This is a genomic window from uncultured Campylobacter sp., assembly GCF_937996225.1.
Taxonomy (GTDB): Bacteria; Campylobacterota; Campylobacteria; order Campylobacterales; family Campylobacteraceae; genus Campylobacter_B.
Genome location: NZ_CALKTC010000034.1, coordinates 1 through 24,261 on the forward strand (window position 1 = coordinate 1; position 24,261 = coordinate 24,261).

Here is a 24,261-nt window from a genome sequence, read left to right on the forward strand (position 1 = left end):
GGTGGCCGCTTTTCGTTAAAATTTAGATGCCGATTATATCAAAAAATGGGTCAAAAACTACTATTTCGATATTGTAATTTCGGACTTCTTAAGTCAAAACCAATGTTTCATTTAAAATAAATACGGACTAGTCTTACGCAGATCAGGTGCGCTTAGAAAATTTTACCTCACCGGCGTGATCTTGCCGAGCGAAAGGCGGATTAAATTTTTGGCTTTGAGAACCTAAAGCGCGCGGTTTATGAAATTGCGCGAGATACCTGGGCGCTCTTGTGATGCTATAAAGCGCCTTAAAATTTCTTAGTCTAAATCTTAATGATAATTATCTAAATATTTAAAATCGCACAATATAATTGCGAACCTCAATCAAATAAAGATTAAATTTATCTCGCAAGGATCTACAATGAGCTCGCTTTTGAAGCGCAATAAAATTTTGTTTAACGTCCATCTTATTTTATCGATTGTTTTTTCTATACCGCTGCTTATCATTGGCGTTACGGGCGCGATTTTATCGTATCAGCACGAGTTTGAGGCGCTAATAAACGCGGGCTCTAAAAAGGTCGAAAAAACGGGCGAAATGCAAAGCGTAGAGAAAATCCTGCAAAGCTTTAGCGAGCAAACGGGCGCTAAGCAGCCCGTAAGGCTCGTCGTACCCAAAAGCGATGATGAAGCCTTCGTCGTTTACGCAAACGGAAATGATGCGTATCTGGTCGATCCGTACACCGCGCAGATCATCGGCAAGGATCGCGGCACGGGCTTTGTGCTAACGGTGATGGCGTTGCATCGAAATTTAGGCCTAGCGCTAAGCGGCAATAAAACCGCAGCCGAGGTCGGCAAACAGGTCGTAGGTGCGAGCGCCACAGCGATGATACTGCTCGTAATAAGCGGCGTTTGGCTGTATTTCCCAAGGCTAAAGCGTAAATTTAGCGAGGCGATAAAGCCAAATTTTAAACTCAAAAAATACGCTCTTTTTTACAATCTGCACACGAGTCTAGGCTCGCTGAGTGTAGTGATTTACCTACTTATCTGCCTAACCGGGCTTAATTGGTCGTATAGCTGGTATAACGATGCGGTGATGAAGCTTTTTGTAAGTTCGCAAAATTTGCCGCAAGCTAGCGCACCTAAAGCCGCCACTTCTAAAGATCACGCCGCCGCACCTGCTAAAGAGGAGAGCAAAAAGCCCGCTACGTATAAATTTAGCGATGCGCAGAGGGCTTATGAGATATTCAGATCAAGCGGCATAGAGTATAAAGAATTTACCCTAATGCTCGCAGCCGGAGATAAGATCGGCGTCAGGTATTATGAGCCCGATGCGCCCGCTACCGCCCGTCCAAAAGGCGCGAGCGTGAAGCTAAAGGAGGGCAAAGTCGCACAGCAGAAGCAGACGGAGGGTATCACCGTGGGCGAGTTTAAAGACGCGAACTATCAGCTGCATACGGGCTATTTTTTTGGGCTCGCGGGTAAAATTTTATGGTCGCTCGTTTCGCTTTGTATGGCGCTTTTTATCTTTAGCGGCTTTTATATGACAGCAAAAAGGGCGTTTAAGTCAGAAAAGCTCGGCTAAATTTTACTTTGGCGATAGAGGTGCGACGAGCGGCGCAAGAGAGCCAAATATCTACGAATCATTGAGATGAAATTTACCGAAGCGGATCAAGAAAAGCCCTGATTTAACGATATTGAGGCATACTAAAATTATCGCGGATTAAGTCTATGTGAGGTATATTGCGGAAAATTTTAGGAGCGAAATTTGAAAACGAGATATTATCTGTGCTTGGTCTGCATCATAATAATATGCGCTTTGTGCGCGATACTTTCGATTATCGCGGAGTATAAATACCCAAATTTAGCCGAAAAAATTGAAACCGATCCGTATGAGTGGGTATGCGATCTGGATAGAAATCTTACCGATATACAGCTTAAGGATAAGGCGTTAAAGTGTATGCTTAAAAAGATGCATGAGAGCGAAAACTTTTCTAAAGAAAAAATCGCTAAAAAAATAGATGATATCAGAACAGAATATAAAAATATTCACATCAAAGAAGATATTAAAGATATAGAATTAAAAGATTATTTAACACGCATCTATAATAAATGTCATGGGGACAAACGCCCCGATGATAAATGCGAATTTTACAAGATAGATAAAAGATTAAATTTAGATTATCTTATGGATTTGGGCTCAAAAATTTGCAGAAACGGCAAAGCTATACAAGATGCCGAAACCCATATAGATAAAGAAATTTTTAATACCGAAGTCGTATATCCTTGGGAAGACAAGGAAAGTTTGGTTTTGGAAAACGGGGATTTAAGATACAATCTATATTTTGCTAGCGAAAGCGACATGAATAAAGCAATAATAAATTATGGAGTTTATAAGTATAAGATAGATCTACAAGATCCAAATATAGATATTAATAATATCGAAGCATCGCTCATAATCCCTATAAATTTATTATTTCTTAATTTATATAAACCACTTAATGGTGAAGAAAATGGAAATTTTAAAAATAATTTGGAAGAATTTTGCATGACTTATAAAATTTATGAAAATAGCGATATAGACACTAGCCGCCCATTCAATAAAATAGCTTTCAAATATAGAGATAATTATGCAACATATGATTTTTATATCATATTGATAGATAAGAGCTTTAAATATATCTTGAGCTACAGAAATATGCTTTTGAGCTATATGGGATATTACTACGATGAAAAAGAGAAAACAATAAAACAAATATCGAATAATGGGCGATAAATGGCAGATATAACTAAATTTTACCCTCACGGCAAAGAGGTGCGACGAGCGGCGCAAGAGAGCCGAATACCTACAAAGCATTGAGATGAAATTTGCTAGAGTAGATCAAGCAAAAGCCTGATTTAATGATATTTGAGACATTCTAAAATTATCGCGGATTAAGTCTATGTGAGGTATATTGCGGAAAATTTTAGGAGCGAAATTTGAAAACGAGATATTATCTGTGCTTGGTCTGCATCATAATAATATGCGCTTTGTGCGTGATACTTTCGATTGTTGCAGAGTATAAATACCCAAATTCAGCCGAAAAAATTGAAACCGATCCATATGAATGGGTATGCGATCTAGATGGCAATCTTACAGATATACAGCTTAAAGATAGGGCGCTAAAGTGCATGCTTAAAAAGACCTATAAATCTATAAATATTTCAGCGGAGAAATTCCGTGATATGGAAAGAAAAATAAAGAAGCAATACGGTAAAGTGGACGATGAATTTTATAATTTTTATAGCGGGTTGGCGGAAAGATGCGGTGGAAATAATCGTCCAGATAAAGCTTGCGAATTTTTCATTGTAGATGACAATATAAATTTAGAATATTTTATGGGTTTGGGAGACAGGGCTTGCAACGGTAAACAAGCCGTAGCAAATTTCAAAGATTTTGTAAATATGTCCATGCTCAAAGGCGAAGTTGTTTACCCCTGGGAAAATAATAATAGTTTAATCTTATCGGATGGAAATTTAAAGTACAAATTATATTTTAGCGGATTAGAAAATGATAAACATGTATTTGATATGTTATTTACGGAAAAAATATTTTTAAATGAAATTAATCCTAAAATATACGACCACAAATATCCTAATGATAAAATTTTTTCTATTCCAACCGACATGCTATTTTTTGATATGTATGTAAGCCTAATAGATAAAAAATACGATAACTTTTGTAATTTATATAACTTTAAAAAGAAAGATATAAAACCGTATAAAGCATTTTTTGAGTTAGAAGGTAGAAAATATAGTCGGTATGCTTTTTATCTAGGTATTTTTGATGAAAATTATACATATAAATACGATATAAAAGATAATTTGCTGGGTGTGGAGCAAGGATATTATTACGATGAAAAAACCAAAGAGATAAAACAAGAGCAATAAAATAGAATCTATAAAATTTACCCGCCGCGCCTGCTTTAAAATTTCTTGCTTAGCGTTATTTGCCTCTTGCGCCGCGAGTGATCATCAAGGACTGCTCGTAGAAAATTAGCAGCGTTATTGAAACGCCCGTGCCTAGCGCCAGCGAGATCGAGATCGTGGCGAGGGCGTTGTCGAAAAACGAGATGAGGTGGGCGAGTTTATGCTCTGCGCCCACGGCTCTGATATAAGAAAACAGCGCCAAAACCGCCTTGTAGGCGTAGATGCCAGGTATCATCGGAAGCAGCGCAGGAAAGGCGATGATCTCTGCGGGCACCTTGAGGCGCTTGGCACAGAGCATCCCCAAAACGCCGATCAGAAACGACGCAAAAAGCGTCGCGGCGGCGATCGAAAAAATTTGGCTCTGTATCAGCAAAAACCTGCATGAATGCGCAACCGCCGCAAGCAGCGCCGAGAAAATGAGCGTCTTTTTTGGCGGCATGCACGCATACGCAAACCCCAGCCCCGCCGCAGCGGCAAAGCAAGCATCCTTAAATACCAAAAACACTATATCAAACATTTACAAGCCCCAAATTTGAGATGCTAAGCGTCAGAAAGAGCCCGATTGCGATGCAGATGATCAAAAGCCCCGTGTTTAGCCCTCTGCTGATGCCTACGAGCATATTTTCGTTTAGGATGTCAAAGACGGAGTTTATCAGCCAGACGCCCGGGATCAAAAAGAGTATGCTCGATCCCACGGCGACGTCGGGCGTGGCGCTAAGCCCGTAGCGAGCGCCTAGCGAGACGATGAAGGAGACTGCGAACGAAACTGCGATGTATTGGATTTTTAGGTTGATTTTGAGCTTGCTAAGCAGATAGCGGGCGCAAATTCCAAAAGCCGTAGCCGCAAAAACGAGCGTCATCGCGCCACCGTCACCGCCAAACAGCTCGCAGAATGCGGCGTTTGCGACGCTTAGCAAAACAAGAGTTTTGGCAAAGCTTTTCTTCTGCGAGGCTAAAATTTCGGCAAATGAGGCTCTGGCGCGCGCAAGGGGGATTTTTTCGTCGTAAATTTCCCAGCTAAGCGCGCTTAGCTCCGAGATCAGATCGAAGCTGATCTGCGCTGCAGCGCCCGTTTTGACGTAGGTGCGGCGGATAGAGTTGTCCGCAGGATCCATCACGCTGATGATGAAGTGGCGCACAAAGATCATCAGGCTAGCCTCATAGTCGTAAGCGTCCGCTATCCTGCGCACGCAGTGCTCTATACGCGCGGTGTAAGTGCCGATACTAAGCATCTTGGCGGTGTATTCGCTAAGAAAATTGGTGAGCTCTTGGATTTGCGGTCTCGCCGCTTCTGCTTCTTTTGCTATCGCTGCTCCTGCTGTCGTTATTTTTGCCGTTGCGGTAGTGTTTCGTGTTGTTTCCACGCCTGCCTCTGCCGCCTCAATATCGTTTTGCGCTGTCTCCGAGGCTGTCACGGCTTCTGTTTTTACAGCGCCCGCCGCTGTCTTCGATACCTCTTCGGCGCTCGTTGCGGCGGTAAAATTTTGATTGTTTAAATTTGGCGTCGTTTCGGAATTCGAGTTATCTAAATTTAGCGCCGAGGCGGAATTTTGCCCGTTTAAATTTAACGCTTCCACAGAGCCTTCATCGCCCAAATTTGAAGCGGCGCAATTTTGCCCTTTTAAAGAATTCTGCTCGTCTAAATTTAAATCGCAGTCCGAATTCTGCCCGCTTAAATTTAAACTTTCTGCGTCCTTGCAAGATCCGCTAAATTTAGAATTTCCCCCGCTCACGGCTTCACCTCAGGCTGATGAGATCGAGCGGGTTGATGTGGTAGTTTTGCTGCGTCACCTCAAAGGTCAGATCCGAGCCGATGCGCCCGATGATGTAGCCCTTTTTGACGTTGGAGCCGACGCGCACGGTAGGCGGGATCTGATTTAGATGCGCGTAGATCGTGTGGATGCCGCCGCTGTGCTCTAGGATCACGACCTTATCGAGCACGGCAGTTTCTTTGGCAAAGACCACTTTGCCCGGCAGCACCGCTTTAACCTGCGTGTCGCCGCTGTTTGAGCCCAGCACGATATTTTCGTTGAAAAGCTTGATGTTATACACGGGATCGTTGTAGTTGCCGAATTTTCGCTTCAAATACGCGCCGTTCAGAGGCGCTGCGGTCTTGGCTCCGCTGTATTTTTTAACGCGCGATGACTGATAGCTCGAGCCGTACTGCTTGACCTTTTGGTTGATCTTGCTTACGCGCTCATCCGCCGGCTCGCTCACTTCGGGCTCGGGCTCCTGTGGTGGCGCAGGCTCGGGTTTGCCCGCCTTTTTGGCAGCCGCTTTTGCTTTGGCATACTCTTTTTCGCGCGCCTGGCGCTCCTTTTGCTTCTGCGCCTCTAGCTTTGCTTGGCGTGCCGCTTCCTCCTTTTGCGCTTTGGCTTTTTCCTCGGCGTCGTCGATGATCTTAAGCTCCTGCAGGGTCTTAGATATGGCGTCTTGCTCGTCGTTTATCTTCTCCAGGCGCGCGATATAGTCCTCTTTGTCCTTTTTCATCTGCGCGAGCTTCTCTTTTTGGGTGGTTTGCTTGGCGTTGAGATCGGTTTTTTTCTTATCGTAGCCCGCCATGCTTGCCTGGATCGATTTGATCTTTTTGTTTTGCTCGTTGATAAAATTTTGATTATTTTCGTAGTCTTTGACTAACCCTTTCAGCTCGTCGTTCATAACGACGCCGAGCCCCTCTAAAATTTCGCTAGCCACGATAGAATCGGGCGTGGTTGTGGAATTTACGTCGGTGATGAGATCAAATGATAGCTCTTGCGAGATCACGCTTATGATCTTGCTCTCCAGATCGTTTTGCACGCTAAGAAGCGTGACGTTTTGGCTATTGAGCTTCTCAAGCTCCTGCGCTTCGGCGGCGTATTGATCCTTTAGCCCTTCGATCGTTTCGCTTAGCTGCTTGATCTCGCCTTCGCGCTTTTTAAAGCCCTCCTGCTCCTTTACGATTTGGCCTGCGATTTCGTCGATCTTTTGCGATAGCTGCATACCCTCCTTTTGCGAGCTTTTGAGTTCTTGACCCGCTTTGGCGATCTTATCTTTCGTGCTCTGCTGCTTTGCGGGCGCGGCATAAGTAAGAGCCGCGGCAAGCCCCAGCGCAAGAAGCGGCGCTAAAAAAGCCCTTTTCATGCTCGTTTATTTCCGATTTGCAGCATCACAAAACTTACCGCGATGATAGATAGTGCCAAGGCGACACCCAAAAGAATCAGCGCGTCGTAAGGTAGCACTATGGCGGTGCGCAGATCGCCGATACCCTTAAGCGTGGTCGAAAACACCTCCCAAGAAGGAAGCGCTATGTAGAAGCAGGTCACGATCAGCGTGGCGATGAAGGAGTCTATTATCGCCATTCGGTAGAGCTTGCCGCTTTTTATTAGAAACGATGCGCCGAAAAGCTCCATGATCTCGATGCGCTCTTTGTGTTCGTAAACCCAGATACGCATCTGGCGGTGAATTAACATCACGCCTAAAAGCACGATGAGAAACGCAAAGCCGTAAACGAGGCTTTTGATAAGCAGTAAAATTTTAAAAATTTCATCGTGGGTCTTTTTAAAAATTTCAACTCGCGTAAGCGAGCCGATCGATTTTAGATCCTGCTCGATCTTTGCAAGCTGTGCGGCGTCGGGGAAGCTTTCGAGCTTAACGCTATAAAATTTAGGCAAATTTTTACTAAGCTCGGCAAAGGCGTTTTGTGAAATTTTACCCTTCAGCCGCTCGGTGATGCCTGCTGTGGAAATTTCGCTAATCGAGCTGATCTTCGGCACCGCTTTTTGCGCGTCTTGCAAGCTGAGCGGAGTTTTGGAGACTAGCACGATGTTGTATTCGTTTTGGATCGAGCGCTCGTAGCTTTTGGTCAGATTGCTCATAAAAATTCCAAACTGCACGGAAAAAAGCAGCGCGACGAGCGAAAAGATCACGCCGAAATGGGTTTTAATCGATTTCATTTACTTTAGCGTCCTTAATCTCAAAATGTCGGTGCCTAAAACGCAGCGTAGCGGGCATTTTGTGCGTTACGATGACGACGCAGGCGTTCCACGACTCGCACGCCGAGCGCAGCAAATTCCAAATAATGGCGCTGGAGTAGTCGTCCAAATTTCCCGTTGGCTCGTCGCACAGCAGCAGGCGCGGATTATGCGCCATCGCGCGCGCCAAAGCCACGCGCTGCTGCTCGCCGCCGCTAAGCTCGAGCGGATACTTACCCATCTTGTGCCCGAGCTCGACGTGGCGCAGTAGCTTTTTGGCTTGGTCTTGGCAGACCTGCTGATTGTAGCCCATTATCATTAACGGAAGCATTATGTTGCGCTCGATCGTCCATTCGTTGATCAGGCGGTAGTTTTGAAAGATAATGCCGATGCGCTGGCGCAGGGTGCGCAGATCGGAGTTTGTGATGCCTTTTAGGTCGCACAGGCAGACGTTCAGCTCGCCGCCGATGATGTCGATGCCGCCGTAGAAGGACTTAAGCAGCGTGGATTTGCCGCTGCCGCTCTTGCCCGTGATGATGACGAAGTCTTTCGCGCCGATGCCGAAACTCGCGTCTTGGATGACCGCGCCCGCCTTTTCGTAGCCCAGAGTGAGGCCCGCTGCGGTGATGATGTTGTAATCGTCCGTTATCTCTGCCATTGTGAAAATATCTCCGAAATTTTTTGATGTGCCGCGTGGTTTTCGCGCGTAGGAAGCGGGCGGCGGATGAAGTAGCGCGTGCCGCTTGCATTTGCGCGGATGAAACACTGCTGCGGAAAGTCGAATGTCCCGAGCGAAAGCAGGATTAGTACATCCTGCGGCTCGGCGGTGCACGGCATGCTTTGCCATTCGTTTTGCTGCTCGGTGTAGCTTGGTTCACTTTGCCTTTTATCTTGCCGCTCGGCGCGATTTAATTTGCCTTGGTGTTCGGCTTGTAGCTCGTCATGGCTTAGCTCGCTTCGGTGACCGATTTGCGACTTGATAGAATTTGACTTATTTTGTAATTCTGCTTGCGACTCAGCAGCGCGGTTTAGCTCGTTTTTTAGTTCGGCTTGCGGCTCATTTTTGCAAGGCACGGCGCTTGTTTTTTTTAGAATTTGCGTAGCGTTCGCGCAAGCTGAAATTTTATCGCCTGCTGTCGTAGCTGAAATTTTGCCGCAGTCTGTCGAAATTTCATCCATGCTCCCGCGCTCGGTTAAATTTCCGCCGCATGTCGCGTCTAAATTTATAGCCTCGTCGTTTATAGCTTCGTCCGCGCCGCTTAAATTTACGCCGCGCTCCGCGTAAGCCCCGCCCGCATCCAAGCTTTTTTGCGCGTCAAAGTAAAAAATTTCCTCAAAATGCACGAAAAAATCCTCGCCTTTGAAGGTGAAATTTTTAAAATTTCGCGCAATTGCCGCCGCGTCAAATTTTAAAAATTCCATCTCAAACTGCTGCGGTTCGTCCACGCCCGCGGTTTTGTTCTCGTAGATCAGATCGTAGATGTCTTTGTCCATCTTGCGCCATCTATCCTCGTATTTGCTCGCTACGGCGGCGTTGCGGTTTTTAAAATGCGAAATTTCGCCCGCTTTGCGCTGCACGTAGGGCGAGAGCTTTTGCATCGCGTAGAGGAAGTACTCCTCGCTGTCGGTGCGAAGCTCGAAGCGGCCGCCGCTCCCGAGCGTGCGTGCGATCTGCGAGGCGAACTCGTCGCTTATGACGCGGCGGTGCGGCGCGTCGTCCCACGGCACGGGGAAGTGCAAAAATACGCGCTGCAAGCAGCCCGCGGGAAGCAGGCTCAGCAAAACCCGCGCGTCGGTGGCAATCAACGCAATGTTTTGCAGATCCTCGCGGATCGCTAGCTTTGCGACCTGTTCGATCGCGGGCTTGTAAATTTCAATGCCGATTAGCAGCGCGTCTTGATTTGAGCGCGCTTGATGAAGCAGGTGTCTGCCCGAGCCGAAGCCGATCTCGATGAAAATTTTATTAAATTTAGAGCTTTTTACGAGGGATAAAATTTCATTCTCGTCCAAAATCAGCGGCGTTTTTTCGGTAAGCGAGCTGTCTTTATAAGCAAATGCCTGCGAGATGATCCGCCCGCAGAAGCGCTCTTTAAAAATTTCGAGCGCTCGTTGCAGATGGCCGATCTTAGCGGGCTTGGTGATCTTTTCGCCCTTTACTATCACCTTGTCGCCGCTAGGCTTCAGGGTGATAAAAAACTCGCTATCAAAGCTTTTGGTTCGCACGAGCGTTAAATTTCTGCCGCGCGCCGTCTCTAAAAATTCGACTTCGCCGAATCTAGCCGGCAGCGGCGGCAGGCTCACGCTTTGGGTTATGAAATTCGGCAAACTTTATTCTGCCTGCGCTGCGGCAATGACTGCACTAGGCTTTGACAGCTCTCCGTTTTCGGTTTTGACGGTGATGCGGTATTCATATCCTTCGCCATAATCGATATTGTCGATATATTCAGCACTAAGTCTGCCGCGAACCTCTTTAATCGTGCTCCATGACTCGCCTCCTTTAGGGCGGCGCTCGATGAGATAGGAGCTTACGCGAAGATCCGGATGCGGGCGCCAGATGATCTTTACGCGGCCCGGAAGCCCGTAGATCGCCTGTGCAAACGGCACGGACTCTAGCATCTTCGCAGTGCTTGCGATAGCGACCGGAGAAGGAGCTGAAACGCCCTTGGCGCCGTATGTGCGCACGGTGTATTTATACGAAGTGCCCGGCTGCAGCCTCGTATCTACGTAGTGAGTGGAGTATGGATCTGCGATGGTGGCGATCTTTTTGGCTTCGCCGCCGCTTGCAGGCGCTCGGTAAACGACAAAGCCCAGTACGGCGGTATTGCTGTCGTATCTAGGCCACTCAAGCCCAATCTCATTGTCGCTCGTGATCGTCCTAATGCCCTCTACGCGCGGCAGGCTTTCGTCGCTTGCGCTAGGCGCGCTAGACATAGCGCAGCCACCCGCTAGTATCGCTAAAGTAGCGCTCAACGTTAGTCGGTAAAATTTTTTCATAAATTTCATCCTTTACCTTTTGATTTGTCGTAAAATTTAGAAATTCGCTCGGCAAGCCCGCGCATATTTTCACCTCTTTGCCGCTTCGCGGATGGATGAAATAGAGCAAATAGGCATGGAGCAAAATCCTGCTAATTTTAGCGTTTTCGCTCTTAAATCCGTATAAATGATCGCCCAAAATGTGCCGATTTATCGAGCTTAAATGCACGCGGATCTGATGCGTGCGACCCGTGAAGAGCTTTGCCGCGACGAGATTAAAGCTCTTTGGGTTTATCGGTGGCAGAATTTGGTTTTGAGCGGGATTTTTAAAATTTAAAACTTTATTCTCGGCGAGACGGGCGGTACGGGTTTGATCCGCGTTCATATCGGCGGTTAAAATTTTATCCTCGCTATCTACGAGATTGTTTGGAATTTTACCTGCGTTGCCCGTGCAGCTGCTTGGAATTTTATCTGCGTTGTCCGCGTATTTGTTTAAAATTTTATCCATACCCGCGTTCTTGCTCGCGCTCACGTCGGTAGTCGAAATTTTATCTGCGCCCGCAGTTGGGTCTGCATTTAAAATTTCGTTCCCGCGCACGCTCCCGTCGGTGGCTAAAATTTTACTCATATCTGCGTCCCTATTAGCGTTTAAAATTTTATCTCCGCCCCCATACATAGCTGAAATTTTGCCCGCGGCACCTGTTGAAATTTTGTTTGCAGCTAAAGTCGCGCTTACACCTGCGTTCGCGGCTGAAATTTTATCCGCCCCCGCGCTCTTGCCCGCAGCTGTACTATCGCTCGCGCTCGTACTTAAAATTTTATCGCACCTCTCGGCGGAGTTTTGAAGCTCGCTTAGTTCCGCTCCGCTTAAAATTTCATAAAACGCGCTCTTTGCGCTGCGTCCGCCGGGTACGATCCCCATTTTTAGACGGTTTGCAGGGTTGCGAGAGATCGGGCGCTCGATCACGCAGGGCTCTTTCAGCGGCAGGTCGATGAGTGCGAGGTATATCCGCCCCATGCTCTTATCGCCTAGCTGCGCCGAAAGCGCGGCGTGCGCGGCGTTATTTTTGGCGACGAGCAGGGCGCCGCTGGTGAGCTTATCCAGGCGGTGCACGATGCCCGCGCGAAGCTCGCCGCCGAGCGTGGAAAGCAGATAGCCACGAGATTTGAGCCAGTCCACGAGCGTGGGCTCTTTGACGCTTGCGGCGGGATGGACGGTAAGGCCCGCGGGCTTATTTACCACGAGCAGATCCTCGTCCTCGTATAAAATTTCAACGTCGAAGTTTAGCTTCTCCTCGCTCATTTGCTGCGGCACAGGAGCGGGATAGTCAATGTGCACGAGCTCGCCCGCAGCTAGCTTGTAGCCGGGCCTGCTCCGCACGACGCCGTCCACTCTTACCGCTTCGGATTTGATTAAATTTGATATTTGATTGCGCGAAATTCCAAGCTGCGAGCTTAAAAAAACGTCGAGCCTTTCGCTGCATTGTGCTATTAGATTATCCAAATTTATACCTTTTTTGGCTATTCTTACGTCAAAATTTTAATAGGATTAAGCGTTGTTTAAAATTGACAAAAAGATTTTAGCATATTTTGATTTCATTCAACCTTTTTTGATCGTGCCGATAGTGGTTTTTTCATACGTTTTAATAAGCGAGGCAAACGACGTGCTGTCCTCTAAGCAGGTCGTTTATTTCGGCGTAGGATTTGCCGTTTTTATGCTGTTTTTTCTCTTTCCGATACGCAAATTTTTATATCTGATCCCGATATTTTATTGGACCAACATCATATTGCTGCTCAGCGTCGATTTTTTCGGCGTTAGCAAGCTAGGAGCGAGACGCTGGCTGGAGATTCCTTTCGTGCATTTTACGCTGCAACCCAGCGAGGTGATGAAGCCCGCGTTTATCCTGATGCTGATGTATCTGATACACAAAAATCCGCCGCCTAAAAACGGCTATGGGCTGAAGGATTTTTTGCGCCTTAGCTTTTACATACTTCTGCCTTTTGTTCTGATCGCTAAAGAGCCCGATCTGGGCACCGCCGCGATACTTTTTTTGACCGGATTTGCTATTCTTTTCATCATCGGCGTGGATAAAAAAATTTGGCTTACGCTGATCATCGTTTTTGTGGCCAGCTCGCCGATTTTGTACGAAAACATGCACGATTATCAAAAAAAGCGCATCGCCGATTTTATCAGCGAGGAGCCCAATTATCAGGTCAAGCAAGCGATCATTGCCATAGGAAACGGCGGCATCTACGGCAAGGATAGAGACGAAGCTACGCAGACGCACTTTAAATTCTTGCCGATTGCGACGAGCGATTTTATCTTCGCTTATACGATCGAGCGCTTCGGCTTCGTGGGGGCTGCCGCGCTGATCGCGCTGTATGCGCTGCTGATACTGCATCTGCTGAGCCTGAACTACGATTTCAAAAGCGATTATCTGATACGGGTCTTTACGAGCGCGCTTGCCTCGCTCATTTTCATTTATACAGGCGTTAATATCTCGATGGTGGTAGGTTTCGCGCCCGTCGTGGGCGTGCCGCTGCCGTTTTTCAGCTACGGCGGCAGCAGCTTCATCACCTTTATGATCCTTTTTGGAATTTTACAAAATTTGCTGACGTTTAGGATGAAAGATAACTATAAGACCTATAAGATCAGGATGTAAATTTAGCCCGCGCGGATAAATTTTGAAATTCTACAAAATCGCGCGAGTTTATTTTGAGCCTCGGCGGTGAAATTTGAAGCAGCGGGCTAAATTTAAAGCTCGCTACAAAATCACGCCGATGCCGAGCGTAAAAACCACCGCGAAAAAGGCGTATGTAAAGGCAAATTCCAAAGTTTGCGAATTAAAAAATCCGTAGTACAAAACGCTCGTGAAAAATCCGCCCACGAAGGCTACGGCAAAGATCCTGATCCGTGCCGCAACTGGCTTTGCGCCGCAAAATTTGTATAGGTAAAAAACCCCGCAGAAGCTGATCGCAAACCAGATCATCGCGGGCACCGGCCCGCTTATGCCTACCATGCCGAAAAGATTGGCTAAATTTAAAAGCAGTAAAAATATCACCGCAAGCGCGATGAGCGCGGATCTGATCATCTATCGCACCTTGCGTCGGGCGCGGAATTTTCGTTCGAGCCTAGCTTGGAATTCTCGCCGCTCTGATTGAAATTTTGCTCGGAATTTTTGCTCTCGCCGCCTTCGCCCGCGCCGTCGTTTGAAATTTTAAAATTTCTGTGGGAATTTTCACCCGCGCGATGCGTAGAATTTTCATCTGCGCCGCTTGCGAAATTTTTACCAAGATCGCCACTGGAGTTTAAAATTTCATCCTCGCTTTGAGAATTTGAAATTTCATCGCCGCCTTTAAAGCTTAAAATTTCATCCGCCGCAGCGCTTTTGCTTTGCGGCTCCTGCGCCTCTTTTGCGCCGCCAAAACCCGCGTCTTTTAAATTTTCGCTCTCGTTGCCGTCTAAATTTTTAGAGCTCTCGTCCGCAGAATTTTCATAAATTTTGTTTGAAAATCTTTTGTGCCTGATCTGTAGATAAAAGACGAAGGCGACGAACGCTACCGCCGTGATCGCGATGTAGTAGCGGTTTTCAAAGAGCAGCACGCCCTCTACCAGCCCCGAAAATAGCGCCAGCAGCGAGGCGGTAAGAAACGGAAAGCGCACGAGCTCCTTTTCGCCGATCGCTAAGGCGATGAGCGCGACGCCGAATATCGTGGCGTTTAGCAGCGCGCCTAGGACTTTGATCTCGGCAAAAAGGCTCGGATTTATGCGCGAAGTGATGTAAAGCGCGAGCGCGACAGCGGCGAAAAGCAGGATCAAAAATACGATTTTTTTCATTTTGGACCTTTTAAGTTTATCTTTAAATTTTCACTTTCTTTATTTTTTTCATTCAAATTTACACTAGAATTAATATCGATTTCTTTTTTGGAAGTATTTACATCAATCGTGTAATCTCCACCATTATGAGCTATTGTTAAATTTGCATCTGACGGAAGTTTGGTTAAAATATTTTCAAAATTTTCTTTTGTAAAAGTGTCTAATTTAGATTTATCAGTTTGAATAGTCAAATTACTATCTTTATTATTTTTAACTAAACTTATATAACTATCATACAAATTTGTCGCCACTATTTTTGCTTCTTTTTCTGCTTTATCTCCAAGCGGAATTGCTGTAACTTTACCAAGCAAGTGATATGCACCAGCTGTAACAAGAGCCATAAACCAAGCAAAAGGATTATCCCAATTATCGGCTAATATTGCACTAGTTATGCCAAAAGCAACAGCGTTTCCGTATGTTTCAGTTGAACTTTGTGTTACTGTTTTTGCCAAAGCACCATTGATTTCTATAAAATAAGTTCGTATTTTATCGTCATTATCTTCTGCTTTTAGCACAATATCCAAAGCATCTTTTGTGGCACCATTTATGTCACACAAATGTGTCCTAAATTCTAGCAATTTTACTTTTTCACCAAGTGGCAAAGTTTACAATAAATCTGTTGCTTTACAGATTTTATCTATCTCGTTAAACAATTTTTGCTCTACACTCATTTTTTATCCTTTCATTGAGTTATTTAGAATTAACGCTTTCACAATTTTTAATAACAATATTTGAGAAATTTTCTATATCTGATAATTTTTGGCTAAATTTGATTTTAACTGTATCTTTTAAAGCTGATTTATCAATATATTTATTGTATCCATCTTGTAAATAACTATATAATTTTTCATTTACAGAAAGATTATTTTTATCCAAATAATACAATTTTGCTCCGCAACAATCAGTTTTATTAGTGCAATTTCGCTCATATTTTTCAAACATTGCATTAAAATAAAAATCTGTTAAATTTAGCATTGTCATTAACAAATTATCTTGAATTTGAAATATTTTTAAATCTCCGTATGGCAATCTTTGTATCATCAAATAAATTTCATTTGTCAAAATTTCTAACTTTTCATAATCTAAATTTTTAAAATTCATCGAGTTATCATCATTATATGCAAGTCCGTAAATTTCACCATACAACAAACACCATAAAATAATATCATCAATACTATTTTGCTCTAAATTTGCTTTTGTTTCTTTAAAGTGATAATCCATTTTTGAAAAAAGCGGTCGCATTAAAAAATTATCATAATTTACATATTTGTGTAGTGTCGAAATCCAAATTTTATACTTCATAGTAGTCATAAATTCTTGTGTTATTTTTGGATTTGCCGATAATTCAATGTAATCTTTTTGTAAAGTTTTATTTATTTCAAATGCCTTTGTTACGATATTTACAGCTACCAATAATACAAATGCAAATAATAAGCCTATTACAATTTTTAGAAATTTCATTTTTATACCGTTATTTTTTATTCTCAAAATTTAATCCTTAAAATTTATTTTTTGTCAAATTTAAATCCTATCAGTATCGTTGATACCGAATTTTTTAAATTCACAAATTTAAATCTAGGCTACTAAACTTAAATTTGTGAATTTACGATTCAGCTGCGCCTTTTATGCGCATAGAGCGCAAATATTGCCGCTCTGTGAACATGGCGCTAAATTTCAGAGCGCTACCGCGTCGTTGTGCGACTAGAGCGATACGCATGCTAATGGCTTAAAGCGCAATTTTAATTGCGCGGACGCGGTTTGAAAGACGGCTCGCATTAGCGTGACCAAATCGTTATTTTCTTGCGGCTTAAATGTGATTTTGTCGGTAAATTTTACCGCCAGTCGCACTCTGCTGAGCAAGTAGCGCCAAGTCCGTGCTTTAAAATTTTACGCCGAGCCGCGTTAAAATTCCGCGCCTAAGCCGTATACGTCCTTAGCTCGTGGCGCCGCAAGACGCTCCGCAAAATTTACCGCCCGTAGTAAATATTTTGCATGCGAGCGAATTTTGCACCCAAGCGCCGCGCATTTTGCTTTAAATTTAGCGCGGTGGGCTTTAAATTTTAAATTTACCGCCTTCGCGCTCTGTTTATCCGCAAGATCTGTGCCGCTCGCCAAACTATATCCGCGGAGCAAATCTCGCGCCGAAATAAAATTTCATCTAGCTCGCAAAATGCGTAGCGCGTAAAATTTCATCACTTGTTTTTCTGAAAGTACGCGTCCACGCCGTTTGCGATACCTTGGGCGATGCGATCCTGATAGGCGCTTTTGCCTAAATTTTTACCCTCCTGCGGGTGCGTGATGTAGCCCATCTCCACGAGCACTGCGGGCATCGTAGCGCCCACCAGCACCCAAAATGGCGCCTCGCGCACGCCGCCGTCTCTGCTTGAAAAGCTCTTTTTGACCGAGCTTAGCATATAGCTTTGAATATCGATGGCAAGCTTGTTTGAAGAGATTATCTTCTCGCGGTTTAAGAAATTTAGGAAGGTCTGCTTCGAGAAGGTGTTCATATCCTCCAAATCGCCCCTGTTTTCGAGCGCGGCAGCGTTTTTACTGCGTTCGCTTCTAGCCGGGCTTAAGAAAAAGGTCTCCACACCGCTCATTTTAAGTGCTGAGCTAGCGTTAGGAGCGGCATTTGCGTGGATCGAAATAAACATATCAGCATTTCTTTTAGCGGCGAAAGCGGTACGCGATCGTAGATTTATAAAAACGTCGGTGCTGCGCGTATAAAGCACCTTGTAGCCGCGCTTGGTAAGCAGCGCACCGAGCTTTTTGGATGTGGCTAGCACGACATTTTTTTCCTTTAGCCCGTTTCCGACCGCGCCAGAATCGCTGCCGCCGTGACCCGGATCGATTACGATGAGTTTGCCCTTAGTGGATTTGTAAATTTTACCGGCGGCCACGGAGACCGATTTGGCACCCCCTGATTCATCTATCGTGCTGATTTGCAGCTCGCTATCTTGCTCGCGTCCGCGCTTGCGCCCTGATTTTTGATCTTTGTTTTTTTCTGCGCGCGCGGATTTTGCGGCTTTTAAGCCTTCAGCTGTACTTAAAATCATCATATTGCCGCTAATTTCAACGTTTGCGTTGAATTCTTTCGGGTCGCTAAGTACGATGCGCACGGTCTTATCGTTGTATTGCGAGACGCGTATATCGCTAACGAAGCTATCTTTAAGCCGCGTTTTTTGTGACTTTTGCCGCGCGTTAAAATCAATCACGAAGCGAAAATTATCGCTACTTGCGATCGTAAAATCTTTATAATCGCCACGCTTTAGATCGCGGTTAAACTCAAGCACGATCTCATCCCCATCGCCACGCAGCGATTCTAGAGCGAGTTTGGCATCGAGGGCGGATTTTTTTACGCTGCTTTTGCGAAGCTCAGAATCTAATCGCTCGGTCGCAGCGCTACCTGCGGAATTCTGCGCTTGTAAGGAGTCGTCGGCTCCTGCGGAATTTTCGCTTGAGTCGCTACTATGTGCATCGTCTATTGAATTTTTTGCGTCGTCTGCGCCGCGGGGCCTAGTCGAGCGTAAAAACTCCAAATCCTCACTAGATAGCGAGCTTAGATCGGCTTCTTCTGGCGCGTGCGCCTTTTTGAGATTTTTGGAAGTGGAATTTTTTGAATTCTTAGAATTTTTAGAGGCGGAGGCTTTGGGGCTATGCGCTAAATTTGAAGCGTTTTTCTCGTCCGAGCTTTTGGAATTTTTTGCGTTTTCATCTTTGAGCTTTTTAGAATTCGTGCTGCTATCGCTTGCTTTGCCTTGTAATTTGGCTAGCGCAGATTCATAGGGCGAGGAGTCGAGCCCTAAATTTTTCGAGCTATAAACCAGCCTTTTTAGCGCTTTTATTCGGACTTCCTTCTGCGACGCGCCTTCGTAGAGCGATTTTAGCTCTTTGTGCAGCGAGCGCTTGTAATTCGGCGTCGCTACGATGAAATCCTTGTCGAATTTCGCAAAAAATGCTTCGCTGGAAGCTCCAAACGCCAATACGCAGCTAAAAGCCGCGATTAGAAAAATTTTAACTATCTTCGCCATTTACAAGTTTTTCTATCAATTCCTTCACGGATATTATTTCGTTTAATCGCCATCCGTTTGCGCCGGTAAAAAACAGACCGCTTTGCGTTTTGCCAAGATATGCGTCGCTTAAGCGGTCTGCGATACAGTATCCTACGGCATTAGCGCCTTTGCCGCGCTCGCAAGGGCTTACGCAGTTGCTGATACAGCGGATCTTAGGCGCCGTACCTGCGGCGATCATATCTTGTAAATTTGTATGAATTCCGCGCGCAGGATAGCCTACGGGCGATTTTAGAAGCTCGATGTCCTCTTTTTTGGCGTTAAGAAGCACCTGTTTAAATTCCTCTGCAGCGTCGCATTCAAAGGTGCCGATGAAGCGCGTTCCCATCTGCACGCCATCCGCACCTAGGGCTTTTACGCGATCGATGTCGGTTTTATCCCAAATTCCGCCTGCGACGAATAGCGGGAAGCTGCCCCATTGCGAGATTTCTGCTTTTACTTGCGGGATTAGATTATCCAGCGCAAACCCCGGATCGCCGCACTGCTCGTAGGTAAAGCCCTGATGTCCGCCGCTAAGAGGACCCTCCAGCACTACGGCGTCCGGGATGCGATCATAGCGCTGTTTCCAGCGCTTGGCGATGATCTTAAGAGCCTTGGCGGAAGAGACGATGGGTACGAGCGCGACGTTCGGAAAATCTGCCGTAAATTCCGGCAGATTGGTAGGAAGTCCCGCGCCGCTAATGATAACGTCGATACCTGCCTCGCACGAATCCCTTACGATGCGCTCGTAGTCGTTCGCTGCGCACATTACGTTCATCCCCAAAGGCGCATTGCCGCAAATTTTACGGGCGTTTCGCACTATCGCAAAAAGCGCCTCTTTGCTATAAAAATTCTCGCTTTGATATGGTCTGCCATCGAGCGATTTTTTGGCAAATTTAAGATTTTCGTAGTAGCCGGTGCCGACCGAGCTAATGACGCCTAGACAGCCGTTTAGGCTGACATTGCCGGCGAGATTGTCCCAACTGATGCCAAGTCCCATCCCGCCTTGAATTATCGGGTGCGCAATCTCGTGTTTGCCTATTTTTATACTCATTAATCCACCTTTAATTTGGCGAATTTTTTCTTCCCTACTTGGAGTGTATATTCGCCCGAGCTAAGCTGAAGCTGCTCATCTAAAATTTTATTTTGATCGATACTGACGGCGTTTGATTTTATCAGCCTGCGCGCATCCGAGCTAGAGACGGCAAGCTTGCAGCTAATTAGCGCTTTTACGATCCATGCAGGCGAGCTTACGTGATATTCCTTGATCTCGCTAGGGAGCTCGCCAGCACCGTGGACGCGGTCAAATTCCTGCTTAGCTTCAAAGGCGGTATTTTCGTCATAAAATTGCGTTACAATCTCGGAGGCAAGCTCCTCTTTAACCGCCTTAGGATGGATCGAGCCATCCGCCACAAAGCCTTTTATGAGCTCGATATCTTCGCTGCTTTTTTGGCTTAGTAGATTATACCAATCCCACATTAACGCATCGCTGATACTCATCACCTTGCCGTACATATCATGCGGCGTATCGGTTACGCCGATGTAGTTGCCTAAGCTCTTGCTCATCTTATTCGTGCCGTCGGTACCTACCAAAAGCGGCATCATCACGACGCTTTGTTCCTTGCCGACATCATAAATTCTTTGCAGCTGGCGACCCATTAAAAGATTAAATTTCTGATCGGTACCGCCAAATTCTATATCGCATTTCATGCAAACGCTGTCGTATCCCTGCAGTAGCGGATACATAAACTCGCTGATGCTGATCGGCTGCTCGGCCTTGTAGCGCTTCTCAAAGTCGTCGCGCTCGAGCATCCTGGCAACATTAAAAGTGCTTGATAGCTCGATCATACCGCTAGCACCCAGGCGGTTGGTCCATTCGGAATTAAACATTACCTTAGTTTTGGCGGGATTTAGAATTTTAAAAACCTGCTGCTCGTAAGTTTTGGCGTTTTGAAGCACGACTTCGCGCGCTAGCTTTTTGCGAGTCTCGCTCTTGCCCGTAGGATCGCCGATTTGAGCGGTAAAATCGCCGATTAGAAACTGCACGATCGCGCCGTGGTTTTGCAAAAATGCAAGTTTATTTAGCACGACGGCGTGTCCTAGGTGTAGATCCGCAGCAGTGGGGTCCATGCCGATTTTGACGTAAAAGACCTCGCCGCTGTCGTAGTAGCGCCTAATCAGTGCCTCTATTTGCTCTTCGCCGATGATCTCCGCGACGCCGCGCTTGAAATTTTCCATAATGCCTTGAATGTCAGCCATTTGCTCTCCCTTATTAGTTTTTATATACGTCCGTAAGCGATACGAAATCCACGATTTTAAAGCGGTTTTTGAGTTTATCTTTAATCTCCGTGGAGTCTAAATTTTCGTTTAGCTCGATGATGATCTCAAAATAATCCGACGTTGTTTCGCTATTTTCATTGAGGCTTATCGACACCAGATCGACCTCAAGCTTGACTAAATAGTTCAAAAACGTCGCTAGCGAGCCGCGCTTGTTTTCTAAATTTAATATGATCTTGTAGCGGTGCGGCGCATTACGCGTCCATTTTACGAAGATCATCTCATCGGTTTTGATTAGCTCGCTTGCGCGTTCGCACAGTTTATGATGCACCGTCACGCCGTGTCCGTTGCGAAAGCCGATGATGTCGTCGCCACGCTTTGGGTTGCAGCAGTAATCAAACTCAACCTCGTCGATTTTAAAATTTGAATACACCACAATGTTGTCAAATTTCTGCTTCTCGATCTCATACTTGCTGCGAAATTTCATATTGAAAAATTTCTCTTTGAGCGGGTATTTTTTCAGCGCATTTACGACGTCTTTTAAAAATACCGAGTCGTAGGCAGCTTTGCCGATCTTTTTGTTTAAATTTTCTTTTTCAAGCCAGCTTAGAATGCTCTCCTTGCTCGTCGTAAAGATCGCGCATAGAATTTTAATCGCTACTTCGAAATTTATATCTCTGATCTTTTGCTTGCAAAACGCCTTTATCGTCGCGCGCGCCTTGCCCGTTTTGACCGAGCTTAGCCAGCTGCAGCGGTAGTGTGGCTCGCTTCCGGTAATGATATGAACGATATCTCCGTTTTTTAGCTCCGTTAATAGCGGCACCTTGACGCGGTTTATAAAGGCCTCGGTTGCTTTTAAGCCCACTTGAGAGTGTATCTCGTAGGCGTAATCAAGCGCCGTAGCGCCGCGCGGCAATGTAAAAATTCCGCCCTTGGGCGAATACACGGCGATATCCTCGACGTAGAGGCTGTCTTTAGCATATTCGTAAAGATCCTCGGCGTTGGCGTCGTCCTCTTCCTGCATGCCGATGTCGTTTAGCCAATCAAGCTTCGGATTGATTGAGCCGCTATATTTATATTTCCAGTGAGCGGCGACGCCGAATTCCGCGGTGTTGTGCATATCGAAGGTACGGATCTGCACCTCTACGATCATACTTTCGTTAAAGACTGTTGTGTGGATCGTCTGATATCCGTTTTGCTTAGGAAGCGCGATATAATCCTTAAAGCGCGATATGAGCGGATTAAATTTAGTATGGATGATGCCAAGAGCCAAGTAGCAATCCATCGGCTTTTGCACAATGATGCGTATAGCTAAAAGATCGAGCACCTCCTCGATCGAAATTCCTTTGCGCTGCATTTTTAAAAAGATCGAGTAGTAGTGCTTCATCCGCTTTTGGATCTCAAAGCTGCCCTCGCTAAAGCCGTTTGAAAGCATATACTCCTTGATCTTTTCGCTAAATTTGCTCAAGCTCATCTGAAGCTGCTGCTTATGCTCCTCGACGTAATCGGCGATCGCCGAGTACTCTTTAGGCATGACGTATTTGAAGCTAAGATCTTCAAGCACGTTTTTGATCGATGAAATTCCAAGCCTGTGCGCGATCGGCGCATAAACTAAAAGCGTCTCCTCGCCGATGCGTTTTTGTTTATCGGGGCGAAGTGCGTCTAGGGTTAGCATATTGTGCAGCCTATCGCAGAGCTTTACGACTAGGACGCGCTGATCGTTAATGGAGATCATCAGCATCCTACGGAAGGTAAGCGCGGTAGTGCGTAGCTTGGCGTTACTATCGCTGGATGGGGCTAATTTATCCTCTCTGATGTTTACGATTTTAGTAAGCCCCTCTACGATTTTGGCTACTTCGTCGCCGAATCTTTGTCTAACCTGCTCGATGCTGTAATCTGTATCCTCTACTACGTCGTGTAGTAGCGCAGATATCACCATTGCGTCGTCTCCGCCCATAAAAGATACGAAGCAAGCTACCAAAATCGGATGGATCGCATACGGCTCGCCACTTTTGCGAAACTGCCCGTCATGCTGCGCGATGCATAAATTTATAGCATCCACCAGTAACGGAGTGGGCTCTTTTAGATTATAAAGCAGCTGCTTGGCGCTTTGAATGTCTTTGGTATCGACGACATCGTCGATGAGACTTTCTAAAAAGTTATCATTAATCCTTGTCAACGATTCCATCTAATGCGATCTTACCTTCGGCTAGTTCCAAGATTGCTATATCGGCAAATTTCATCCTGCGAGTATCTACGTTATCTATTAACGGTGGTTCGCCTGCAGCTAGCTGCTCGGCGCGTTTGCTTATCATCAAAGATAGCTTATATCGGTCTCCGCCCGTTACTTTTAAAGCCTTGGCTACAATTTGTTCGGTTCTCATCAATTCTCCTTAAATTTAAAATTTCAGTTTTTTACGATCGAGCAGGAGCTTAGATCTCCGCCATCGACGATTTTGTATAAATTTCCGCTTTTAAACATATTGCATACGATGATCGGAAGCGCATTATCCTTAGCAAGCGCGATAGCTGTATCGTCCATCACCCTGATGTTATCGTGCAGGGCTTGGTCGTAAGTGACTTTGGAAAGCAATTTGGCGTCTTTAAATTTTTGCGGATCCTTGTCGTAGATTCCCATCACTTTAGTGGCTTTTATGATAGCGTCGGCTCCGATCTCGATCGCGCGGAGCGTACCTGCGGTATCGGTCGTGAAGAACGGATTTCCGGTGCCTGCGGCAAATATCACGACGCGCCCTTTTTCGAGGTGCCTTTTTGCGCGGCCGATGATGAAGGTCTCGCAGATCGCTTCCATCTTTATCGCGCTTTGCACGCGTACATCCATGCCTGCGTATTCTAGCGCTTCTCTCATCGCGATTGCGTTGATGACGGTGGCTAGCATGCCCATATGATCGCCGCTGGTGCGCTTGATGATACCGCTAGCCGCGGCGCTTACGCCTCTGATGATGTTGCCGCCGCCGATTACGATGCCCACTTCGATGCCGCCCTCTACGAGCTGCTTGATCTCTTTAGCGATAAATTTTAAAATTTCGCTGTCGATCCCAAAGCCGTTCTCTCCCGCTAGCGCTTCACCCGAAAATTTTACGAGTATGCGATTGTATTTAGCCATAAATTTAGCTCCTAATAAAATTTTAAAATATTACCCAAAAGTCGTTTAAAAATAACTTTTTAG

At 45.7% G+C, this 24,261-nt stretch carries 22 protein-coding genes and 2 pseudogenes; 4 read left to right on the forward strand and 20 right to left on the reverse strand.

What is annotated here, in order from left to right; all coding sequences use genetic code 11:
* Positions 1–400: 400 nt before the first annotated feature.
* The 3 genes from Q0174_RS04460 to Q0174_RS04470 all read left to right on the forward strand — a co-directional run bounded on the left by Q0174_RS04460 (position 401) and on the right by Q0174_RS04470 (position 3,906).
* The gene (locus tag Q0174_RS04460) at positions 401–1,561 is read left to right on the forward strand and encodes a PepSY-associated TM helix domain-containing protein (RefSeq protein WP_298041879.1); all 1,161 of its coding nucleotides are present in this window, start codon (positions 401–403) and stop codon (positions 1,559–1,561) included.
* A 183-nt stretch (positions 1,562–1,744) separates the two neighbouring features.
* A complete protein-coding gene (locus Q0174_RS04465) occupies positions 1,745–2,752 on the forward strand; it encodes a hypothetical protein (RefSeq protein ID WP_298041881.1) in 1,008 nt (335 codons plus the stop codon).
* Positions 2,753–2,955: 203 nt separating this feature from the next.
* Positions 2,956–3,906, forward strand: coding sequence for a hypothetical protein (locus tag Q0174_RS04470; RefSeq protein ID WP_298041883.1), 951 nt, complete (start codon positions 2,956–2,958; stop codon positions 3,904–3,906).
* Between the two features lie 55 nt (positions 3,907–3,961).
* Here the strand turns inward: Q0174_RS04470 and Q0174_RS04475 are convergent, their stop codons facing one another.
* The 9 genes and pseudogenes from Q0174_RS04475 to Q0174_RS10980 form a co-directional block, all read right to left on the reverse strand.
* On the reverse strand, positions 3,962–4,453 hold the full coding sequence (locus Q0174_RS04475; protein ID WP_298041925.1) for a threonine/serine exporter family protein: 492 nt from the start codon (positions 4,451–4,453) through the stop codon (positions 3,962–3,964).
* Position 4,454: 1 nt separating this feature from the next.
* Positions 4,455–5,252, reverse strand: coding sequence for a threonine/serine exporter family protein (locus Q0174_RS04480; protein WP_298041927.1), 798 nt, complete (start codon positions 5,250–5,252; stop codon positions 4,455–4,457).
* Between the two features lie 430 nt (positions 5,253–5,682).
* Complete coding sequence (locus Q0174_RS04485; RefSeq protein WP_298041889.1) at positions 5,683–7,065, reverse strand: peptidoglycan DD-metalloendopeptidase family protein; 1,383 nt, start codon at positions 7,063–7,065, stop codon at positions 5,683–5,685.
* Positions 7,062–7,877 carry a hypothetical protein gene (locus Q0174_RS04490; RefSeq protein ID WP_297903943.1) on the reverse strand — a complete coding sequence of 272 codons (816 nt, stop codon included), beginning with the start codon at positions 7,875–7,877 and terminating at the stop codon, positions 7,062–7,064. The genes Q0174_RS04485 and Q0174_RS04490 overlap by 4 nt, the downstream gene beginning before the upstream one ends.
* Positions 7,864–8,553 carry an ATP-binding cassette domain-containing protein gene (locus tag Q0174_RS04495; protein WP_295152369.1) on the reverse strand — a complete coding sequence of 230 codons (690 nt, stop codon included), beginning with the start codon at positions 8,551–8,553 and terminating at the stop codon, positions 7,864–7,866. Before Q0174_RS04495 ends, Q0174_RS04490 begins: the two co-directional genes overlap by 14 nt.
* On the reverse strand, positions 8,541–10,220 hold the full coding sequence (gene trmB / locus Q0174_RS04500; protein WP_298041891.1) for a tRNA (guanosine(46)-N7)-methyltransferase TrmB: 1,680 nt from the start codon (positions 10,218–10,220) through the stop codon (positions 8,541–8,543). Before trmB ends, Q0174_RS04495 begins: the two co-directional genes overlap by 13 nt.
* Positions 10,221–10,223: 3 nt before the next feature.
* Positions 10,224–10,889, reverse strand: coding sequence for a fibronectin type III domain-containing protein (locus Q0174_RS04505; protein WP_297903939.1), 666 nt, complete (start codon positions 10,887–10,889; stop codon positions 10,224–10,226).
* A pseudogene (locus Q0174_RS10975) lies at positions 10,819–11,145 on the reverse strand (RluA family pseudouridine synthase); the annotation flags it as partial. The gene Q0174_RS04505 and the pseudogene Q0174_RS10975, both read right to left, overlap by 71 nt.
* A 594-nt stretch (positions 11,146–11,739) precedes the next feature.
* Positions 11,740–12,393 (reverse strand): annotated as a pseudogene (locus Q0174_RS10980) (RluA family pseudouridine synthase); the annotation flags it as partial.
* A gap of 31 nt (positions 12,394–12,424) precedes the next feature.
* On the opposite strand from Q0174_RS10980, the gene Q0174_RS04520 reads away from it, so the two are divergent.
* A complete protein-coding gene (locus Q0174_RS04520; protein ID WP_298041892.1) occupies positions 12,425–13,531 on the forward strand; it encodes an FtsW/RodA/SpoVE family cell cycle protein in 1,107 nt (368 codons plus the stop codon).
* A gap of 102 nt (positions 13,532–13,633) precedes the next feature.
* On the opposite strand, the gene Q0174_RS04525 is transcribed toward Q0174_RS04520, so the two are convergent.
* From Q0174_RS04525 to pyrH, 11 genes are all read right to left on the reverse strand, one after another.
* Positions 13,634–13,960, reverse strand: a complete 327-nt coding sequence (locus Q0174_RS04525) for a hypothetical protein (protein WP_298041894.1) — start codon at positions 13,958–13,960, stop codon at positions 13,634–13,636.
* Positions 13,957–14,706, reverse strand: coding sequence for a hypothetical protein (locus Q0174_RS04530; protein WP_298041897.1), 750 nt, complete (start codon positions 14,704–14,706; stop codon positions 13,957–13,959). Before Q0174_RS04530 ends, Q0174_RS04525 begins: the two co-directional genes overlap by 4 nt.
* Entirely contained in the window at positions 14,703–15,302 is a 600-nt protein-coding gene (locus tag Q0174_RS04535; RefSeq protein WP_298041899.1) for a hypothetical protein, read from the reverse strand. Before Q0174_RS04535 ends, Q0174_RS04530 begins: the two co-directional genes overlap by 4 nt.
* 133 nt (positions 15,303–15,435) lie before the next feature.
* Complete coding sequence (locus Q0174_RS04540; protein ID WP_298041900.1) at positions 15,436–16,233, reverse strand: hypothetical protein; 798 nt, start codon at positions 16,231–16,233, stop codon at positions 15,436–15,438.
* Positions 16,234–16,647: 414 nt separating this feature from the next.
* Positions 16,648–16,860 carry a hypothetical protein gene (locus Q0174_RS04545; RefSeq protein WP_298041901.1) on the reverse strand — a complete coding sequence of 71 codons (213 nt, stop codon included), beginning with the start codon at positions 16,858–16,860 and terminating at the stop codon, positions 16,648–16,650.
* A 77-nt stretch (positions 16,861–16,937) separates the two neighbouring features.
* Positions 16,938–18,776, reverse strand: a complete 1,839-nt coding sequence (locus tag Q0174_RS04550) for an N-acetylmuramoyl-L-alanine amidase (protein ID WP_298041902.1) — start codon at positions 18,774–18,776, stop codon at positions 16,938–16,940.
* Positions 18,760–19,848, reverse strand: coding sequence for a nitronate monooxygenase (locus Q0174_RS04555; protein ID WP_298041903.1), 1,089 nt, complete (start codon positions 19,846–19,848; stop codon positions 18,760–18,762). The genes Q0174_RS04550 and Q0174_RS04555 overlap by 17 nt, the downstream gene beginning before the upstream one ends.
* Positions 19,848–21,053: a tyrosine--tRNA ligase gene (gene tyrS / locus Q0174_RS04560; RefSeq protein ID WP_177389336.1), complete on the reverse strand. Its 1,206-nt coding sequence runs from the start codon at positions 21,051–21,053 to the stop codon at positions 19,848–19,850. Before tyrS ends, Q0174_RS04555 begins: the two co-directional genes overlap by 1 nt.
* A gap of 13 nt (positions 21,054–21,066) precedes the next feature.
* Positions 21,067–23,259, reverse strand: a complete 2,193-nt coding sequence (locus Q0174_RS04565; RefSeq protein ID WP_298041904.1) for a RelA/SpoT family protein — start codon at positions 23,257–23,259, stop codon at positions 21,067–21,069.
* Positions 23,237–23,455: a DNA-directed RNA polymerase subunit omega gene (locus tag Q0174_RS04570; protein WP_005872285.1), complete on the reverse strand. Its 219-nt coding sequence runs from the start codon at positions 23,453–23,455 to the stop codon at positions 23,237–23,239. The genes Q0174_RS04565 and Q0174_RS04570 overlap by 23 nt, the downstream gene beginning before the upstream one ends.
* A 23-nt stretch (positions 23,456–23,478) precedes the next feature.
* Entirely contained in the window at positions 23,479–24,198 is a 720-nt protein-coding gene (pyrH, locus tag Q0174_RS04575; protein WP_005872284.1) for a UMP kinase, read from the reverse strand.
* Positions 24,199–24,261 lie beyond the last annotated feature (63 nt).

Bases quoted from the DNA above. Each gene is read 5' to 3' on its own strand.
- Q0174_RS04460 (WP_298041879.1), top strand. From the start codon at position 401: ATGAGCTCGCTTTTGAAGCGCAATAAAATTTTGTTTAACGTCCATCTT.
- Q0174_RS04485 (WP_298041889.1), bottom strand. From the start codon at position 7,065: ATGAAAAGGGCTTTTTTAGCGCCGCTTCTTGCGCTGGGGCTTGCCGCG.
- Q0174_RS04490 (WP_297903943.1), bottom strand. From the start codon at position 7,877: ATGAAATCGATTAAAACCCATTTCGGCGTGATCTTTTCGCTCGTCGCG.
- Q0174_RS04495 (WP_295152369.1), bottom strand. From the start codon at position 8,553: ATGGCAGAGATAACGGACGATTACAACATCATCACCGCAGCGGGCCTC.
- Q0174_RS04505 (WP_297903939.1), bottom strand. From the start codon at position 10,889: ATGAAAAAATTTTACCGACTAACGTTGAGCGCTACTTTAGCGATACTA.
- Q0174_RS04525 (WP_298041894.1), bottom strand. From the start codon at position 13,960: ATGATCAGATCCGCGCTCATCGCGCTTGCGGTGATATTTTTACTGCTT.
- Q0174_RS04530 (WP_298041897.1), bottom strand. From the start codon at position 14,706: ATGAAAAAAATCGTATTTTTGATCCTGCTTTTCGCCGCTGTCGCGCTC.
- Q0174_RS04550 (WP_298041902.1), bottom strand. From the start codon at position 18,776: ATGGCGAAGATAGTTAAAATTTTTCTAATCGCGGCTTTTAGCTGCGTA.
- Q0174_RS04555 (WP_298041903.1), bottom strand. From the start codon at position 19,848: ATGAGTATAAAAATAGGCAAACACGAGATTGCGCACCCGATAATTCAA.
- tyrS (WP_177389336.1), bottom strand. From the start codon at position 21,053: ATGGCTGACATTCAAGGCATTATGGAAAATTTCAAGCGCGGCGTCGCG.
- Q0174_RS04565 (WP_298041904.1), bottom strand. From the start codon at position 23,259: ATGGAATCGTTGACAAGGATTAATGATAACTTTTTAGAAAGTCTCATC.
- Q0174_RS04570 (WP_005872285.1), bottom strand. From the start codon at position 23,455: ATGAGAACCGAACAAATTGTAGCCAAGGCTTTAAAAGTAACGGGCGGA.
- pyrH (WP_005872284.1), bottom strand. From the start codon at position 24,198: ATGGCTAAATACAATCGCATACTCGTAAAATTTTCGGGTGAAGCGCTA.